Source organism: Psychrobacter sp. TB15 (assembly GCF_000511655.1).
In the GTDB taxonomy this organism is placed as follows: domain Bacteria; phylum Pseudomonadota; class Gammaproteobacteria; order Pseudomonadales; family Moraxellaceae; genus Psychrobacter; species Psychrobacter submarinus.
The window spans coordinates 27,826-44,941 of record NZ_AYXN01000032.1 but is presented as its reverse complement, the minus strand read 5'-3'; the positions used below and the strand labels follow the sequence as shown (position 1 = coordinate 44,941).

The window sequence follows — 17,116 nt, the reverse complement described above, 5'->3', positions numbered from 1 at the left end:
GCCTCTCAGCGTCCTCTTTTTATTTACAAATCAAAAGCTAGGTAGCTTATTTACCTTCAACACCAGCATCTTGACCTTTGTATTTCGCATTTGCGTAGTCCCAGTTCACTAGCTTGTCTAGGAACGTATCGACATAGTCAGGACGACGGTTACGATAATCGATGTAGTAAGCGTGCTCCCACACATCACAAGTCAATACGGCTATTTTATCGTGTGCAAGTGGGTTATCTGCATCGCTAGTTTTCATGATAGAAAGTTTGCCGCCAACTTTATCAGTAACTAGCCATGCCCAACCTGAACCGAACTGTGACGTCGCTGCATTTTTGAACTCTTCACGGAATTTGTCATAACTACCGAAATCTTCTTCGATTTTACCTTTTAGATCACCTGTTGGCTCGCCGCCGCCATTGTCAGGCGTCATGCAGTTCCAGTAGAACGTGTGGTTCCAGACTTGCGCTGCTTGGTTAAACATAGTTTGTTTGCTATCGTCTTTTGCCGTAGCTTCGATGATCTCAGGCAGTGTCTTATCTTCAAGACCAGAACCTGGTAGCATATCTTTTAATTTATTTACGTAAGCTGCATGGTGCTTGTCATGATGATACTCTAGTGTCTCAGCACTGATATGTGGCTCTAGTGCGTCTTTGGCATAAGGTAGATCTGGTAGTTTGATATTTGACATAGTTATTTTATCCTTGCTGTTTTAGCCAACACTTTATAGCCGTAATCTCTACACCGTTTTGATGATAGAGCTCGCTATTAAATAGAAGACTAAGTTGGCTGAGTTTATTATTAGTGAATATGCACTGGTGCTTGAAGTACCTTGAAGTATTTAGGCACCTTATTATAAATTCCTTTATCAGAAATCTAAAAAGTTATAACCCTAAAACGAGCTTAATGACTCCGAGTGGCTACTTATCGATTTAAATCAATGTTATAGATTCTAATGAATAAGAAGTAAACTCAAAGGACATAAGCTGTAAGCTATAATTCACTGTAGCTTGTGAGCTAGTATAACAATAGTCGCGGGTGATATCCGTTACTAAATGTTATAGAGCATTCGCTAACTAGTATAGGCTAGCGGATAACGCAGCACAACTTCTCAAATCTTGGATAGTTTTTATGAATATTCCCACTTCGCAAACGCTTGCACAGAGCCCGTCAAAGGATGAGTTCAGCGAATTTTCAGAACAGAAGCAATTCTCGGCACAAAGTCAATGGGTGCTAGCCAGCAATAATAAAGGCAAGCTTGCCGAGTTTGAGCGATTATTTGCAGCAGCGAACTTGGACATTACCATCACACCTCAAGGTCAGCTCAATATAGCAGATGCGATCGAGGACGGTTTGAGCTTCGTTGAGAACGCCATTATCAAGGCGCGTCATGCTAGCCGTAGCAGCGGGTTGCCGGCGATTGCCGATGATTCAGGCTTATGTGTGCCAGTGTTAGGTAATGCGCCCGGCATCTACTCTGCTCGCTATGCAGGCGAGCATGGCAATGACGCTAACAATAACGCCAAGCTCATCTCTGACTTGCAGCCTATTCGTAAGCAAAACCCAAACGCACCCATTAAGGGTATGTTCGTCTGTGTGCTAGCGCTGGTCCTTCACGCTGATGACCCGCTTCCGATTATCGCTCAAGGGTTATGGCAAGGGGAGATATTAGACGCGCCACATGGCGATGGTGGTTTTGGTTATGATCCACTATTTTGGTTACCCCAATTAGAGGCAACGGCGGCAAGTTTGGATAGCGCTCATAAAAACCAAATCAGTCATCGCGGACAAGCGATTAGGCAATTATTGCAGCAATTATGAGGTTTTGGGCATCTATTTATCGCTTTTCGCAAGCAATTTAAAGCAAATATACGCTTAGGTAAACAGATAGCTTTTACTTTAATTAGTAGATAGATTATACTGTTCTACTTTTAAATTTTATTGCTGCTGGGCTTTGGCCCTTTTATTTGATAAAAGACTGACTAAAACAGTAATCAGGGTTACAGGCAGCGGTAATGGTTATCAGCGCTCAGTGTTCAAAGCTCAGTATTTAAGGCTAAGTATTTCAACCTGAGTGTTTAAATCTGATATCTGCAAGACCCTATTCATTCTAACGGCAATCGATAACTCGTTTATCTTTATCCATATATAAGCGCGATTGGCTATTATTTTAATCATCTAAGGTGTAATTAACATGGCTACAGATTTACAAGTCACAACCAACAAGCTGTCTAACAAAGAGACTCAGCTGACGGTTAAAGTCCCCGTAGAAAAAATCCAAAGTAAAGTCGAAGGCCGCATCAGCCAAGTGGCGAAAACCGCCAAAATCGACGGTTTCCGTAAAGGCAAAGTGCCAATGTCGCACATCCGCTCACAGTATGGCGCGGGCATTCAGCAAGAAGTGATCAACGATGTGATCCGTGATACGGTCTTTGAAGCGATCAAAGAAGAGGACATCCGCGCCGTTGGTATGCCAAATATCGACGACGTTAAACTTGAAGATGACTTCTTAGTGTATCAAGCGACTGTTGAGATCTTCCCAGAAGTGGAAGTACAAGGTATCGATGAGATCGAAGTAGAGCGTCATACTGCTACTGTGGATGATGCTGATGTCGATACTATGATCGAAAACCTACAAAAGCAGCGTCAAGAGTACGTTGAGAAAAAAGGTAAAGCGACCAAAGATACTCAGGTCACTTTCGACTTTGAAGGTTCAATCGACGGCGAAAAGTTTGAAGGCGGTAGCGCTGAAGACTTCAAACTAGTCATCGGTAGCGGTCAGATGATTCCAGGCTTTGAAGACGGTATCAAAGGCATGAAAGCTGGCGAAGAAAAGACCATCGATGTGACTTTCCCAGAAGATTATCAAGCCGAAAACTTAGCAGGTAAAGAAGCTCAGTTCAAGATCAATGTCAAATTGGTCGAAAAACCTAAGTTACCTGAGATCGATGAAGAGTTCCTTGAGCTGTTCGGCGTGACTGAAGGCGGCGTAGACAAACTAAAAGAAGATGTGCGCAAAAATATGGAACGCGAAATCAAGAACGCCGCGCGTAGCCAAGTGAAGCAAGCGACTTTTGATGCGCTACTAGAGAAAAACGAATTTGATGTGCCAAGCGCGATGCTAGAGCAAGAGATCGATCGTCAGCGCAGCATGATGATGCAGCGTTTCGCTCAGCAGTTCGGCTCAAGCGCTGATAGCTTTGATAAAGATATGCTGCCTAATGAGCTGTTCGAAGAGCAAGCCTTACGTGCCGCGCGTCTAGGTATCATCGTCGCTCGCCTCATCGATACTCAGGGTATTGAAGTCGATCAAGATCGCGTCGAGACTTTCATCAAAGAAGCTGCTGAAAACTACGAAGATCCAGCTGAGGTCATCGAGTACTACACTAATGACAAGCAGCAACGCGCAAATATCGAATCAGTCGTGTTAGAAGACCAAGTGGTTGACTATTTGATTGAGCAAGGTAAAGTCACGGATAAAGAAGTCAGCTATCAAGACCTGCTCGCGGCTCAGCAACAGCAGCAGCAAGCGATGTAGTCAGTGAGTCTTACCGCCTTTGCGCATGAATGAGCGATCATTACCGCATTGAGCGCAGCGAGATATATAAATTGCCTCAACACCTTTGTTGGGGCATTTTTGTCAGTACGATTTGCTTTTGGCTATGACGAATAGTGAGTTTTTTACTATCTTTGCTACGCTGCCCTTGATAATTGATGACTGACGCCTTATTAATAGGGGACAATTTATCATTTGTGACGCTAAGCATTTACTAGTACGCCCTAAAAAAGTTACTATTGCTGGACTTTTTAATTTATAGCTTAGTCCGTTCACAGACTAATCCCTCTATTCTAAAAACAGCGCTTTTTATAAAAACAGTTATTTTATTACTACCCTTTTCTATTTACCTTTAAATATTAGGACATTCCTATGACAGATTATGATCGCATCACTGCCAATCCTCATTTCGATATGCTGATGAGCGCCCACGATCAAGTGCAAAGTGCAGGCCAAGCGGCACAAGGCGCTCTCGTCCCTATGGTGGTTGAGCAGTCCGCACGCGGCGAGCGTTCGTTCGATATTTTCTCGCGTCTATTACGTGAGCGGGTGATATTTTTGACCGGTCAAGTCGAAGATCACATGGCCAACCTTATCGTCGCTCAGTTGCTATTCTTAGAAGCGGAAAACCCGGACAAAGATATCCATTTATATATCAACTCTCCAGGTGGTTCTGTAAGTGCCGGTCTCGCTATTTTTGATACGATGAACTTTATCAAGCCTGAAGTGTCAACCATCTGTATGGGCGGTGCTTATAGCATGGGTTCGTTCTTGTTGGCAGCGGGCGAGCGCGGTAAACGCTATGCGCTAGCTAATTCGCGCGTAATGATTCATCAGCCATCGGGCGGCGCGCAAGGTCAGGCGACTGATATCGAGATTAACGCGCGTGAAATCATCAAGACTCGTGCCCGTCTCAACGAGATTTTGGCTGAGCGTACCGGCCAGCCAGTAGAGAAGATCGAAAAAGACGTTGAGCGTGACTACTGGTTAGATGCCAAGGAAGCCAAAGAGTATGGTTTAGTCGATGAAGTATTAGAGCGTCGCCCTGCTGACCTTAAGTAATCTCTGATAGTTATGATTGAATACTGAATACTCTAATGCTGATAATTTAAGTAGTAAGTCACTAGGGCGTGTTGAACATTCGACCATGGCACTGACAGAGACTATTTTTTAGGCGATTTGCAGATAAAAATAGTAAGTTTAGTCATTCTAAGCGTCTATTTTTATCAATAAAGCGGCAAAAAATAGTCCTGTCCCTGTTGTTGTCGTGAGGGCTGATGCTAAAATCGCCCTAGTCGTTGTGAAAATCTAGCCAATGCAATGAGCATTACCTGCAATTTTCACTTAGACTAGAACTATTTTAGCGATCAGCAGTGCGCATTTGTGAATGTTCAACACGCCCTAGAGTATTAGGGTTTAAGTAGACGACTGACTCACCGTTATCGATAAGTTTTAAACTAAAAAGCAAGATTTTAGGAGTGCCTCTATATGGCGAAAGATAAGACCCCGCAGTGCTCATTTTGCGGTAAAGCCAAAAGTGAAGTAAAACAGTTAATTGCCGCTGATGATGCCAATATCTGTAATGAATGTGTTGAGCTTTGTACTGACCTCATCGTAGACAGCGTTGACGAGGAAGAAACAGATGGCGAGCTTGATACCTCATGGGTCAACAAAAAGCTACCGACTCCTAAGGAGCTGCGCGCCAAGCTTGATGACTATGTAATCGGTCAGGACGCGGCCAAAAAAGCCTTGGCCGTTGCGGTTTATAACCACTATAAGCGCCTGAAAGTCAGCCAAACTTTGGCCAGTGATAAGAAAAAAGCTAAGATCGGCGCGGATGATGCGATGGTTGAGTTGGCCAAGAGTAATATTTTGCTAATTGGTCCGACCGGCTCAGGTAAAACCTTACTCGCGCAGACGTTAGCGCGCCTTCTTGACGTGCCTTTCGCTATGGCGGATGCAACAACGCTCACCGAAGCGGGTTATGTCGGTGAAGATGTCGAAAACATCGTACAAAAACTACTGCAAGCTTCTGATTATGATGTCAGCAAAGCCGAGCAAGGTATCATCTATATCGATGAGATCGACAAAATCAGTAAAAAAGGTGAGAACCTATCGATCACTCGTGATGTCTCAGGCGAAGGCGTTCAGCAAGCACTGCTCAAACTCATCGAAGGCACAGTTGCTGCTATTCCGCCGCATGGTGGTCGCAAGCATCCACAGCAAGAGCTGATCCAAGTCGATACCAGTAATATCCTGATTATCGTAGGTGGTGCTTTTGCTGGTCTCGATAAAGTCATCCAGCAGCGCACTGAAAAAGGCGGTATCGGTTTCAATGCTGATGTCAGCTCAAAAGACGATAGCCGCCGCAGCTCAGACTTACTACAGCTTGTCGAGCCAGAGGATTTGATTAAGTTTGGCCTGATCCCAGAGCTGATTGGCCGTTTGCCGGTATTAGCCGCATTAGAAGAGCTCGACGAAAATGCGCTCATCCAGATATTGACCGAGCCTAAGAACGCTTTGGTGAAGCAATACGAGTATCTCTTCGATATGGAAGGCGCTAAGATTACCTTTACCGAAAAGGCGCTTGATGCCATCGCCAAAAAAGCCATGGAGCGCAAAACAGGGGCGCGTGGTCTACGTTCTATCGTCGAAAACGCCTTGCTAGAAACTATGTATGAGCTACCATCGATGGAAAATGCTAAGTCAGTCACTGTCGATGATACCGTCATCAACGAAGGCAAAATCCCTAAAATTGCCTAGCTCTTTATTGTTGGCAATTATAGGCTTATTAAATAATACAAAGGTGTCTAGCATTATGTATGCTAGACACCTTTTTTTATGCTAAAAGATGACAGCTGCGTACACTGATGGGTTTCAATTGCAAGCCTAAGTCGTGATAAGCTCATATCATGTTCGTTTGTATTTAACGTGTTATTTTATCTATTTAACGCTCGTACTTATTAACGCTCGTACTTAATACCTCATTACTTTTATTATTACTCTCATCATTACAAAGGATTGTTACTCATGTTGAACTCTATGACCGCGGCCCTACGCCAGCATTTGCCTGCCTCCTTACAACCTCATGCCTCCAATAGCACGCAAAGCGAAGATATCAGCGACTTTTATAAAGGTCACGTCGCCGCGATTACTGGTGCAGGCTCGGGTATGGGCCGCGCGCTTGCTATCCATTTGGCCAAAATGGGCTGTGAGGTGGCGCTCTCAGATATCGGTGCAGAGCCGCTCGCTGAAACGCAAAAACTGCTCGAAGGTTATGATGTTAAAAGCACTATTAGTGTCCTTGATGTTGCGGACAAAGATGCCGTTTATAACTGGGCGGATAGCGTAGTCGCCGACCACGGCAAAGTGAACTTTGTGTTCAATAATGCCGGCGTGGCGCTCTACTCGACGGTCGAAGGTAGTAGTTTAGAGGAGCTAGAATGGGTGATGGATATCAACTTCTGGGGCGTGGTATATGGCACCAAGGCCTTTTTGCCACTGATCAAAAACAGCGTCAAGCTTAGTGAAACTAATGCCAGTAAAGCCAAAGCCGATAATAAATCACGTCAATTCTATGAGCATGGGCACATCGTTAATATCTCAAGCCTATTTGGTCTCACCGCTCAGCCGTCTCAGTCTGCTTATAACGCCAGTAAGTTTGCGGTACGCGGCTTCACTGAGAGCTTGCGTCAAGAGCTCGATATTCAGCGTAGCGGCGTCTCAGCGACTTGTATTCATCCGGGCGGTATCCGTACTAATATCGCCAACAGCGCCCGCGGTAACGATAGCATCAGCGAGCTTGGCATGCGCTCAGGCCCGAGCGCCATTCGCAGCTTTAATAAGTTTTTGAAATTTGATGCCAATGAGGCCGCTTGGATTATTCTAGAAGCCGCCGCTACCAATCAGCCGCGGCGCTTGATTGGTAATGATGCTAAGATGATAGATGCGGTGCAGCGGGTATTCCCAAACCGTTATAGCAAGATATTGAATGACGTTAATAAGCTATCTCGCAAGATGAAAAAACGCAACTCAGCAAAAACCAGTCGTTCTTAGTTCACTTGTTTGTTTAATCCCTCATTTATGATGGCAATAAAAAACGCCTAAGCTCTAAAGCTTAGGCGTTTTTTATAGTTGCGAGTTTTGTATATATGCGTTTATTTATTGCATGCGCGTTAGGGTAATTTCATATCGCCCGCGACTAGCCAGCCTGATTTTCGCATTAGCCAAGCCACAGATCCTGCAATGATAGCCGGTAGTACAAACATCAGTAAGATAATCGCCGTCCACAACTGCGTAGTGCTCATCAGGTCCTGTGAGGCTTCAATCACCCCGAATACTCCTACCAGTCCAGCCGTACCCATACCTGCGCCGGTCGCAGTACAAGCCAGCTTAAACACTACTGTTGCGATAGGTCCAACGATGGCGCTCGCTACGATAGCAGGTAATAAGATAATCGGCTTTTTGAGGACATTAGGAATTTGCAGCATGCTCGTACCGAGGCCCTGCGAGATGACGCCACTAAAGCCATTATCCTTAAAGCTAGCAACCGCGAAGCCAATCATGTGCGCGGCGCAGCCGACCACCGCCGCGCCGCCAGCGAGGCCGCCAAGGCCAATGGCGATACAGATAGCCGCACTAGAGGTTGGTAGTGTCAGTAAGATACCGACGATGACCGCGATGACGATGCCCATGAGTAGCGGCTGTAATTCCGTAGCTGCTTGAATGCCTTGACCAACTGCATTGACTGCGACGACTACCGGTGGATTAAGAAAAGCACACACCGCCCAAGCCACCGTACAGACTACTAAAGGCACCAGCAAGATATCGAGCTTAGTCTTACCTGAGACCCAAGTACCCGCCCGATAGGCAAACACGGAAGCCAAATAAGCGCCAATAGGATTACCAGGCAGCGCCAAAAAAGTAGCCGGCCCAGCGTCTTGCGCGGTAAACAATGTCCCTGCCATAAAGGCTTCAGTATGCGCGCCAAGCATACCAGCGACTAAGCAGCTAAGCATGACAAGCGTCGGCGCTTTGAGATAGTAAGCGATACCTACGCCTATCCCTGCGCCCATTAGCACAGAGGCAAGTTTACCGATAGCCATCAGCGCCGGGATCTGCAACCAACCACCGATTTGCGAGATGATAAGTCCAGCGATTAAAGTGACAAATAGCCCCAAGGCCATACCTGTAAAAGCATCGATAAAATACTTTTGAAAGAATGATTTGATCATCCCAGTTGATGCTGTTGTCGTCTCAGCTGAGTTCATGAGTAGGCTCTCACTGTTCGTTTATAAAGGGCGATAGTCTTGCTGATGGCTATCGGCTCAGATAATCCATAATTAAAATATCTTATCGTTAAAACAAGCGCTTGCTCAGTGCCCTCAGCAAAAAAATAGCACAAAAAAAGCGTCGATGTGACGCTTTTCTTGTTAGTAACTTCTTGCCGCTAGCGGCGCTGCTCGACGATAATAGAGTCGATACCGTTGTTTTGTAGACGCTGCTGAGCGCTAGTGACTTCTTGACGAGTAGTCATCGACCGCGAAATCACTTGATAAATAGGCAAGCCATTACCAGTCGTATTTTTGACGACTTTGGCATCGACCCCTGCCATCAGCACTTGCGCGCGGCGACGATCCGCTTCATCAGCATCACCGAAGCTATTGATTTGCAGGATATAAGTTGGTGCTTGCACTCTTTGTACTGTCGCTGCGCCGCTATTAGCAGCCGTATTGGCGTTATTGCTTGCATTACTATTAGGAGATGCAGGCGTAGTGCCGTCATAAGTGGCATTTTCTTCTACTATGGTAATCTCATTACTAGCACTGCTATTAGCGCCGCTGTTATTAGCTGCTGAATTGCTACTCGGTTCAATCGTTGTAGTTTCAGAAATACCAAAATTGCCGGTATCATTACTATTGTCAGCGTTAGTCTCAGGCTGAGTCACGACAACATCAGCCTCAAAGTCGTCGGTAGCCCCTAAGCGATCATTCTCAGCTCCGCCGATATCTTCATCAGGAATAGTCGCCATCTCTTGGTTAGGCAAGATATCATAAAACTCATAATCGGCATTGTCAGTGTCCGTCTCCACGCGCGGCTGTATCTGCCGATCAGTATCAGCTGCGGTTTCACTGCCTGTGGGGCTGAAATTGAACAAGGGCGAGAGGTATATAAACACCCCTATCATTAGCGTCAGTATTGCACCAACGAACATCCACAATAAGCCTGATACGCTACTCGACTTACGTTTTTCAGTGGCGCCTCTAGGTTTTTTGGCTAACATGGATCGGTTTCTCCCTACTGAGTTTATATAAGACTATGTTGATATAAGACTATATTAATCTAAAACCACACTGATAGCAGTATAACGTATTCGCCTACATGCTAGAAGGCGCAGTCAGCCCTAATAGATTTAGGCCATTAGCTAGTACTTGCCGAACCGCCTTTGACAAACGCAGGCGCGCCTGCATCATATCTAGCTCCTCAGCGCTCGGTGTCGCCCCTGAGGTCAAGCTCATAGGCAAGATACGGTTGGTGTCATACCAGCCGTGGAACAGCGCGGCTAACTCTTTGAGGTAGTTGGTCAAAATATGCGGCTCATAACCTGTTGCGGCGCGCAATAAAGTCGCAGGATAAGCGGCTAGCAGCTTAATAAGCGCCTCTTCGCTTGGCGCGCTCAGCAAGTTTTGCTGCGCTGCACCTACGCTGTCATCAACGCTCAGCCCGCTAGTTTCTAGTTTTTCTAATACGCGGCAGACGCGGGCGTGCGCGTACTGAATGTAGTACACTTGATTGTCTTTGCTCTGGGATTTGGCCAGCTCTAAGTCAAAGTCTACATGCACCTCAGGCTTACGCGCCACATAATAAAAACGCGCAGCATCATTACCGACCTCTTCACGTAGCTCACGCAGTGTCACAAACTCCCCAGAGCGCGAAGACATGGGTACTTTTTCGCTGCCGCGCCATAAAGCAACAAACTGCACTAACACCACATCCAAACGCTCGGCGTCGATACCAAGAGCCAATAGCGCTGCTCGGACTCGCGGCACATAACCGTGATGATCCGCGCCTAAGACATCGATGACTTTATCAAAACCACGGTCAAACTTGTTTTTGTGATAAGCGATATCGGAGGCAAAATACGTGGTCTGACCATTCGCGCGGCGCACCACCCGATCTTTTTCATCGCCAAAATCCGTCGACTTAAACCAGACATTACCGTCTTTCTCGTATAGATGGCCTTTGTCTTCTAATATTTGTAGCGCCGGCTCAATCTCATCAGTGATTGATCTTTCGCTAAACCAGCGCTCATAACGCACGCCAAAATCGTTCAAATCGTCTTTAATGTCAGCCAAAATACCCGTCAACGCCGCATTAAGAAACAACTCATAGTTCGCGCCTAACAATGATTTACTATTGGCAATTAAGCCATCGATATGCGCCTCTTTGTCACCTGAGATCAGCTCCTTGTCACCGTTCGCGGTGATATCGTACTGAGCATCTGCCGCAACGTCTTTGGCGACTTGCTCAAAACAATGCACGTAACTGTTGCCGTGCTGCGTCTTTACCGTCTCGGCGATATCGCGGACATAGTCGCCTTTATAAGCGTTAGAAGGAAAAGTGACGCTCTCGCCGTTCGCCTCTAGATAGCGCAAATAAGTACTGGTCGCCAAGATATCCATCTGCCGGCCGGCGTCATTGACATAATATTCACGGGTAACGTCATAGCCGACGGCTTCAAGCAAATTGGACACACTCATACCAAAGGCGGCGCCGCGCCCATGACCGACATGCAGGCTTGAGGTCGGATTGGCGGAGACAAACTCGACTTGCACCTTTTGCCCTGCGTACTGCTCACTAAGACCAAAGCGGTCTTGTAGAGCGAAGATATCCTCTAAAACGGCAAACTTAGCATCACTGTGCAAAAACACGTTAATAAAGCCAGGCCCGGCGATATCCACTTGGCGGATATCTTGGTTATCAGGAAGCGCGTTTACGATTTGCTCCGCTAGCGTGCGCGGATTTGTTTTGGCGGCTTTGGCAGCGGTCATCGCGATGTTACTGGCAAAATCGCCGTGACTTAAATCCTTGGTACGAGTAATTTGGCTCTTATTTTGCCAATCAGCAGGCAATACGCCGCCTTCTTTTAGAGTTTGGACAGCATCATCAAACAGGGCGGCTAAAGTATCGATTTGGGCTTGTGACATAGGGGTATGAACTCAGATAAATAGGACAAAAAAGTGATAACCCGTAAATATAACAATCTTTGGGGTTTATTGCATCACAATTGACAAAAATAGTAGCGCTGCGTGCTGATTTACGCACATAAATGGCTTAACGCTACTTCGATGACTACTTAGTCGTAATAATCAGGGCCTAGCGGTTGTCCTACAGAGTTGATACACGCATATCACAGTAATAGAAGTTATAATGCTACCCAACTTATACCATAGGATGTAGATATGTTCGCCATTGCTGCTAACACAGTCACCAATTGGGGCCTGTATATATTACTACCGATATTTATCGCTTTTTTATTCTTTATTATGTTCGATATCTCTAAAAAATCCAATGCCGGCCGCGCGGGCACCTTTTGGATATTTTTGGCACTCGGCGCTGGGTTTATGGGCTTTTTACTCAAACTATTACTTGAAGTAGCCTTTAAGAAGTGGTTGATTTAAGGGGATAGCCCTTCACTGACAACCACTTCACTGACATAAGTGGGCATACCCCAAGCGCCGCCTGCTTCTATCAGGCGACATAACCCTGTGGTCTGCTCAAGTGCTTTTGCAAAGGTTTTGCCATCCCAAACCCAGTGAGTCATTGACCAACAGTCGCCTAATCCGCGACCTTTATGCGCTGCGAATATCTCGCCATTGTCATAACGACTACCTGATGTAGTAATCAGCTGCGGGTTTTGGGGATGCGTATTATCTATAAGCCAGTAACCGCTGCCAAAATTATAAGCGCCCGTCCAACAGCTATGAACCGCTAACGTATACTGACTATCTACGGGTATAAACGTCCAGTTAAGCTCACTTGGGCTATACTCTTGGATCCTTTGGTAGGCTTTGGTTTTTGGATTGACCAGCTCACACTCTCCCATCCTCTCTTTTGTACCCATTAACTCCTCAGAGTCAATATCTACCCACGTATCGATATTGTCTTGAAAATAACTCAAGGTCGATGGTGCAAGCGGCTGCTTGTCTGGGTCAGCATATACAAAGGCTTTTTTGATGATAGGTTTGGCATTAGCCGCTTTTGGAGTTTGCCGATTGGGATTATTCTTACTGACTAGTGCAAGCGATGTGCCTACTCGGCCTTGGACGTCGTCTAATTTCAATAATACAGCGGCCATACCTTTGTCAGATATTTGCCAGTGGTAATCACCTCTTGCCAACACTATTTTAGTATTTTGGCGAGCGTGCTTGATAAGTTGAGCCGTTTGCTTGCTAGTCAGCTCTCCGTTTTTAACCTCACCATAAGGCTTATCATTTAGCCATAATTCAACAGGCTCGTTTGCCGCGTTAATTTGCGCGATTATCTCGTCTGATGCTTCCCAGTAGTTCAGTAAAACTTGCGTACGTGGTGTTTTCTCACCTGCCGTTACGGTCATCAAAACACTACCGCGCCAATCGTCTACTTCATCGCTATAACCGGCTGCGCGGCAAGTCAAAGTATTATCACAGACCAGTTGCCAATCACCGCTCACAAAGCCGCTGCCCTTGAACGCATCCCCGTAGGCGTCTGATGCGGCAGCAGATAGTGATGCTGCGGATAATAAGGCACTAACGCTCGCTACCCTCAAAAAAGATAAGATTGTCGTCTGTCACACTCCTTATGCCAAATAAACACGCTCTAAAAACCTCACCGCTTGGCGATAAGCGTCGCGCGCTTCGGCGCAGGATAGCCCTCAATCGTTTTACTCTGATCATTGGAATCAAGAAAATCTGCCAGCGATTGATAGGTCATCCATTCGGTCGCGCGCTGTTCCTCTATCGTCGTCACATCGATATCGACGCAGCGCACCTCACGAAACCCTACCTTTTCAAGCCAACCGATTAGCGCCGCAACCGATGGCAAAAAGTAGACATTATTCATCTGCGCGTAACGATCATGTGGCACTAGTACCGTATTAGCATCACCATCGATTACTAAAGTCTCAAGCACTAGCTCACCGCCTTTGACCAGCTGACCGCGCAGCTGCTGTAGATGCTCAAAAGGCGACTGGCGATGATAAAGCACCCCCATACTAAACACCGTATCAAACAGCTGACTGTGCTCCGGCAGTGCCTCTAAGGGTACGGGAATATAGTGCGTGCGATAATTACCTGTATCATTCATATCCGCTGCACCAACAAAATGCCGAATCGCCATAAACTGATGATAAAACAGGCAGGACGGATCAACGATAATCACCGTCTGAGCACCTGCCCCCGCCATGCGCCAACCGTGATAGCCTGAACCGCCACCGACATCGAGTACCCGCCGACCTTTTAGCGGACTCAAATGCGGCGCTACCCGCTCCCACTTCCAGTCGCTATGCCACTCAGTATCTATCTGAATGCCTGAACTCTCATGACCTATTTGAAATGGTCCCTTTCGCCACGGCATTAATTGCTTAAGTAGCGCTAAAGCTTGCTTACGCTCAGAGTCGCTAAGCTCAGCATTTACCGTGATAGCCGAACTATTTAAATTCACACTATCGACGTTTAAATCAGGCAAACGCGCCACCGAGGACTGATAAGCGGGCGCATGCGCATAGTTGCGCTTATCTTTGATAGCGGTGAGCCATTCGGGTAATTTCGTCAGCCACTCATAAGCACTGGGATGCGTCTCAGCGATGGTTAATAAGGTTAAATATAGCTCACGTTCAGCGTTGGCAATGGTGTTGTTGGTCATAAAGTTTCAAGTTTCGCTTAGTTATCGTTGGCCAGATAAGAGGAAGAACAAAGAGGAAAAGATGAGCCTCAAGTTTAGCGCATTTTAATGGTCGTGAAATCTGCGGGGCATAGGTTATTTATTTTTAAGGATTGGATAAAAACCGCTTATACATGAAGCTTGCCGTAGAATAGCGGCATATCTAAAAAAGCTGAATCCACCCCTATTTAAACGCTACAATCGACACAAAGTTTAAAAACTGAAACCAGGTTAAATGTCGCTTAAAACCAACGTAATGTAGACGCTCGTGATGCTGCTCTAAAGTATCGGTAATTAATACATTCTCTAGTGCATTGCGCTTACCACTGATCTCCATCTCGCTATAGCCATTGGCGCGTTTAAAGTCATAATAACGCTCAATGAGCCAAGCATCATATTGCTCATCGAGTGTGTGCGTTTTCTCCGTCAAGACCAAGATGCCGCCTTCCTCCAACGCGTTATATATCTTCTTTAGCACTGCGACTCTATCGGCGACAGGCAAAAACTGTAAGGTGAGATTGAGAATAACCATATCGCAAGCCTCAAGCTCGATATCGCGAATATCAGCAGTGATGACTTCGATATCGTGCTCAGGGTAATTATCGCTTAATAACTTTTCGGCTTCGCTGGTCATCGCAGGCGAGATATCTATTGCCTTAACCTGTAAGTCTGTTGACTCAAACTCGCCTGCCAAAGCCATTGTCGCGCCGCCAAGCGAGCAGCCTAAATCATAAATACGGCTCACCTTTTGACCGTTATTGTTTTGCTGACGATACTTGCAATGACGACGCGCAAAAATGGGCAGCATCGCTAATACTTGCCCGTAGCCTGGCACGCTACGGCGAATCATATCGGGAAAGCAGGCAACCACTTGCTCATCAAAGGAGAAGCGCGCTACTTTATCTAACGGCGTGGTAAAGGGTTTATCGAATAGCGTATCGGGTTTGACGCTAGGCTCGATATCAGCTTCTGGAGAGGAATTAGAGTGACTCATGGAACGGCTCGTTTGACAGATAGTGTTATGGTAGAACATTTAGCAAAAGCCCATTATAACATTACTGTTTGTTACTCATAGCTCAAAGCCTGCTTGTTATGCTAAACAGGTAAAACTAAGCATTATAAGCGTACAGTCAAAATCGCAAGGTAGGCTTAGTTTAAATGATTAATAATAGGAAATATTATGCAAACGATTATATTAGGCGGCGGCTGTTTTTGGTGTACTGAATCCGTTTTTCAATCTGTCAAAGGTGTACAGTCCGTGGTATCAGGATATATGGGCGGTGAAGCCACCACTGCCAATTATCGCGCGGTCTGCGGCGGTAATAGCGGTCATATCGAAGTGGTCAAGGTTGAGTTCGATGACGCTATCGTGCCATTAGAAGTGATTTTAGATATCTTCTTTGCCACTCATGATCCCACCACCAAAGACCGTCAGGGTAATGATGTCGGCAGCCAGTATCGCAGTGTCGTCTTCTATACTGACGAAGAGCAGCAAAAGCCGACCATCGATCGCACTATCAATAAATTACGCGATATGGGTATCGATATCGTCACAGAAGTGCACCCTGCTATCGAATTTTATGATGCTGAAGAAGAGCACCAAGACTTCTTCAATCGCAACCCGAATCAAGCTTATTGCAACTTCGCCATTCCGCCAAAGCTCACCAAATTACGTCAAGAGTTCAAAGAGTACATGGTCGCTTAAACGTTGTTGAAGCCCTAGTTATAGATACCGTTATAAGCAAAGCCAAGTGTAAAGACACTTGGTTTTTTTTATGCCAATTAGCGGTATGATATCGTTATGTCTCCATAAATTACGTTAAGGAAAACCGTATGAATCCAGAATTTTGGCAATCGCGTTGGCAGGAAGGCCGTATTGGCTTTCATAAGTCGGAGGTCAATCCGCTATTGAAGGCGTATTTTTCTACTTTAAATGTAGCCAAAGGCGGCCGAATATTAGTGCCGTTAAGCGGTAAATCCCTCGATATGGCTTGGCTGACGCAGCAAGGTTATGAGGTGATTGGTATCGAGCTGGTCGAGTCGGCGGTAGAGGAGTTTTTTGCTGAACAAGGGATTACTCCTACAGTGACTCAGCCTAGCAATAACGCGGATATTAAACGCTATCAAGGACAATTATCAGGGCAGACTATTGAGCTGTGGGTCGCCGATATTTTTGCGCTGACAAGCGAAGACGTCGGTCAAATTGATGCCGTTTATGATAGAGCAGCACTGATAGCCTTACCGCCAGATACGCGCCCGAAGTATTGCGAACATATACTTAATATAAGCGATAACGCGCCGCAGCTTCTGGTCACTATCCATTATGATCAAAGTCAAAAGGATGGCCCGCCATTCTCAGTCAGCCCTGAGCAAGTGCGTCAGTACTATAGCGATACTTATCAGCTCACTGAGCTTGAGGACAACCCCTCAATCTTAAACGCTAATGCGGCACTAAGCGTCACTGAGCATGTTTGGTTATTGACACCTAACGCTGATAATAATAACCCTTGAGATAGAAGCGCAATATGAAAATCTTAGTGTTACTAATGAGTTTGGCGGCATTTTTGCTAGTGACGCTACCCGGTCCCCTTTACAGATCTGGCTTAGTGGAATTGGGAACTGCTTTTGCGGGCTTCAAATATGCGGTTATCA

The 17,116-nt window shown here is 46.0% G+C and carries 15 protein-coding genes; 8 read left to right on the top strand and 7 right to left on the bottom strand.

Features of this window, described 5'->3' with window-relative positions; genetic code table 11:
* Positions 1–46: 46 nt before the first annotated feature.
* Positions 47–679 (bottom strand): superoxide dismutase, encoded by a 633-nt coding sequence (locus tag W234_RS0107780; RefSeq protein WP_025646282.1) that lies wholly within the window; start codon positions 677–679, stop codon positions 47–49.
* Between the two features lie 446 nt (positions 680–1,125).
* Between W234_RS0107780 and rdgB the strand changes: the two genes are divergently transcribed.
* The 5 genes from rdgB to W234_RS0107750 all read left to right on the top strand — a co-directional run bounded on the left by rdgB (position 1,126) and on the right by W234_RS0107750 (position 7,600).
* On the top strand, positions 1,126–1,809 hold the full coding sequence (gene rdgB / locus W234_RS0107775; protein WP_413771575.1) for an RdgB/HAM1 family non-canonical purine NTP pyrophosphatase: 684 nt from the start codon (positions 1,126–1,128) through the stop codon (positions 1,807–1,809).
* Positions 1,810–2,182: 373 nt separating this feature from the next.
* Positions 2,183–3,526 (top strand): trigger factor, encoded by a 1,344-nt coding sequence (gene tig, locus W234_RS0107770; protein WP_025646278.1) that lies wholly within the window; start codon positions 2,183–2,185, stop codon positions 3,524–3,526.
* A gap of 438 nt (positions 3,527–3,964) precedes the next feature.
* Positions 3,965–4,606 carry an ATP-dependent Clp endopeptidase proteolytic subunit ClpP gene (clpP, locus tag W234_RS0107760; RefSeq protein WP_198013360.1) on the top strand — a complete coding sequence of 214 codons (642 nt, stop codon included), beginning with the start codon at positions 3,965–3,967 and terminating at the stop codon, positions 4,604–4,606.
* A 426-nt stretch (positions 4,607–5,032) separates the two neighbouring features.
* Positions 5,033–6,307 carry an ATP-dependent protease ATP-binding subunit ClpX gene (gene clpX / locus W234_RS0107755; protein WP_025646274.1) on the top strand — a complete coding sequence of 425 codons (1,275 nt, stop codon included), beginning with the start codon at positions 5,033–5,035 and terminating at the stop codon, positions 6,305–6,307.
* Between the two features lie 267 nt (positions 6,308–6,574).
* Entirely contained in the window at positions 6,575–7,600 is a 1,026-nt protein-coding gene (locus tag W234_RS0107750; RefSeq protein ID WP_025646272.1) for an SDR family NAD(P)-dependent oxidoreductase, read from the top strand.
* A 119-nt stretch (positions 7,601–7,719) separates the two neighbouring features.
* Here W234_RS0107750 and W234_RS0107745 read toward each other — a convergent pair whose 3' ends face one another.
* The 3 genes from W234_RS0107745 to argS all read right to left on the bottom strand — a co-directional run bounded on the left by W234_RS0107745 (position 7,720) and on the right by argS (position 11,751).
* Positions 7,720–8,814: a PTS transporter subunit IIC gene (locus W234_RS0107745; protein ID WP_025646270.1), complete on the bottom strand. Its 1,095-nt coding sequence runs from the start codon at positions 8,812–8,814 to the stop codon at positions 7,720–7,722.
* Positions 8,815–8,993: 179 nt separating this feature from the next.
* A complete protein-coding gene (locus W234_RS0107740) occupies positions 8,994–9,827 on the bottom strand; it encodes an SPOR domain-containing protein (RefSeq protein ID WP_025646268.1) in 834 nt (277 codons plus the stop codon).
* 94 nt (positions 9,828–9,921) lie between these two features.
* Complete coding sequence (argS, locus tag W234_RS0107735) at positions 9,922–11,751, bottom strand: arginine--tRNA ligase (RefSeq protein ID WP_025646267.1); 1,830 nt, start codon at positions 11,749–11,751, stop codon at positions 9,922–9,924.
* A gap of 255 nt (positions 11,752–12,006) precedes the next feature.
* On the opposite strand from argS, the gene W234_RS0107730 reads away from it, so the two are divergent.
* Complete coding sequence (locus W234_RS0107730; protein WP_025646265.1) at positions 12,007–12,225, top strand: DUF2788 domain-containing protein; 219 nt, start codon at positions 12,007–12,009, stop codon at positions 12,223–12,225.
* Here the strand turns inward: W234_RS0107730 and W234_RS0107725 are convergent.
* The 3 genes from W234_RS0107725 to cmoA form a co-directional block, all read right to left on the bottom strand.
* Positions 12,222–13,352 (bottom strand): DUF1176 domain-containing protein, encoded by a 1,131-nt coding sequence (locus W234_RS0107725; RefSeq protein WP_025646264.1) that lies wholly within the window; start codon positions 13,350–13,352, stop codon positions 12,222–12,224. The genes W234_RS0107730 and W234_RS0107725 overlap by 4 nt on opposite strands.
* 59 nt (positions 13,353–13,411) lie before the next feature.
* Positions 13,412–14,446, bottom strand: a complete 1,035-nt coding sequence (gene cmoB, locus W234_RS0107720) for a tRNA 5-methoxyuridine(34)/uridine 5-oxyacetic acid(34) synthase CmoB (protein WP_025646263.1) — start codon at positions 14,444–14,446, stop codon at positions 13,412–13,414.
* A 202-nt stretch (positions 14,447–14,648) separates the two neighbouring features.
* Positions 14,649–15,458, bottom strand: coding sequence for a carboxy-S-adenosyl-L-methionine synthase CmoA (gene cmoA, locus W234_RS0107715; RefSeq protein ID WP_025646262.1), 810 nt, complete (start codon positions 15,456–15,458; stop codon positions 14,649–14,651).
* Between the two features lie 186 nt (positions 15,459–15,644).
* Between cmoA and msrA the strand changes: the two genes are divergently transcribed.
* Positions 15,645–16,169, top strand: a complete 525-nt coding sequence (msrA, locus tag W234_RS0107710; protein WP_025646261.1) for a peptide-methionine (S)-S-oxide reductase MsrA — start codon at positions 15,645–15,647, stop codon at positions 16,167–16,169.
* 128 nt (positions 16,170–16,297) lie between these two features.
* Complete coding sequence (gene tmpT, locus W234_RS0107705) at positions 16,298–16,975, top strand: thiopurine S-methyltransferase (protein ID WP_025646260.1); 678 nt, start codon at positions 16,298–16,300, stop codon at positions 16,973–16,975.
* Positions 16,976–17,116 lie beyond the last annotated feature (141 nt).

Excerpts from the sequence above, each read along its gene's own strand:
- W234_RS0107780 (WP_025646282.1), bottom strand. The coding sequence starts at position 679 with ATGTCAAATATCAAACTACCAGATCTACCTTATGCCAAAGACGCACTA.
- tig (WP_025646278.1), top strand. The coding sequence starts at position 2,183 with ATGGCTACAGATTTACAAGTCACAACCAACAAGCTGTCTAACAAAGAG.
- clpP (WP_198013360.1), top strand. The coding sequence starts at position 3,965 with ATGAGCGCCCACGATCAAGTGCAAAGTGCAGGCCAAGCGGCACAAGGC.
- clpX (WP_025646274.1), top strand. The coding sequence starts at position 5,033 with ATGGCGAAAGATAAGACCCCGCAGTGCTCATTTTGCGGTAAAGCCAAA.
- W234_RS0107750 (WP_025646272.1), top strand. The coding sequence starts at position 6,575 with ATGTTGAACTCTATGACCGCGGCCCTACGCCAGCATTTGCCTGCCTCC.
- W234_RS0107745 (WP_025646270.1), bottom strand. The coding sequence starts at position 8,814 with ATGAACTCAGCTGAGACGACAACAGCATCAACTGGGATGATCAAATCA.
- W234_RS0107740 (WP_025646268.1), bottom strand. The coding sequence starts at position 9,827 with ATGTTAGCCAAAAAACCTAGAGGCGCCACTGAAAAACGTAAGTCGAGT.
- argS (WP_025646267.1), bottom strand. The coding sequence starts at position 11,751 with ATGTCACAAGCCCAAATCGATACTTTAGCCGCCCTGTTTGATGATGCT.
- W234_RS0107730 (WP_025646265.1), top strand. The coding sequence starts at position 12,007 with ATGTTCGCCATTGCTGCTAACACAGTCACCAATTGGGGCCTGTATATA.
- cmoB (WP_025646263.1), bottom strand. The coding sequence starts at position 14,446 with ATGACCAACAACACCATTGCCAACGCTGAACGTGAGCTATATTTAACC.
- cmoA (WP_025646262.1), bottom strand. The coding sequence starts at position 15,458 with ATGAGTCACTCTAATTCCTCTCCAGAAGCTGATATCGAGCCTAGCGTC.
- msrA (WP_025646261.1), top strand. The coding sequence starts at position 15,645 with ATGCAAACGATTATATTAGGCGGCGGCTGTTTTTGGTGTACTGAATCC.
- tmpT (WP_025646260.1), top strand. The coding sequence starts at position 16,298 with ATGAATCCAGAATTTTGGCAATCGCGTTGGCAGGAAGGCCGTATTGGC.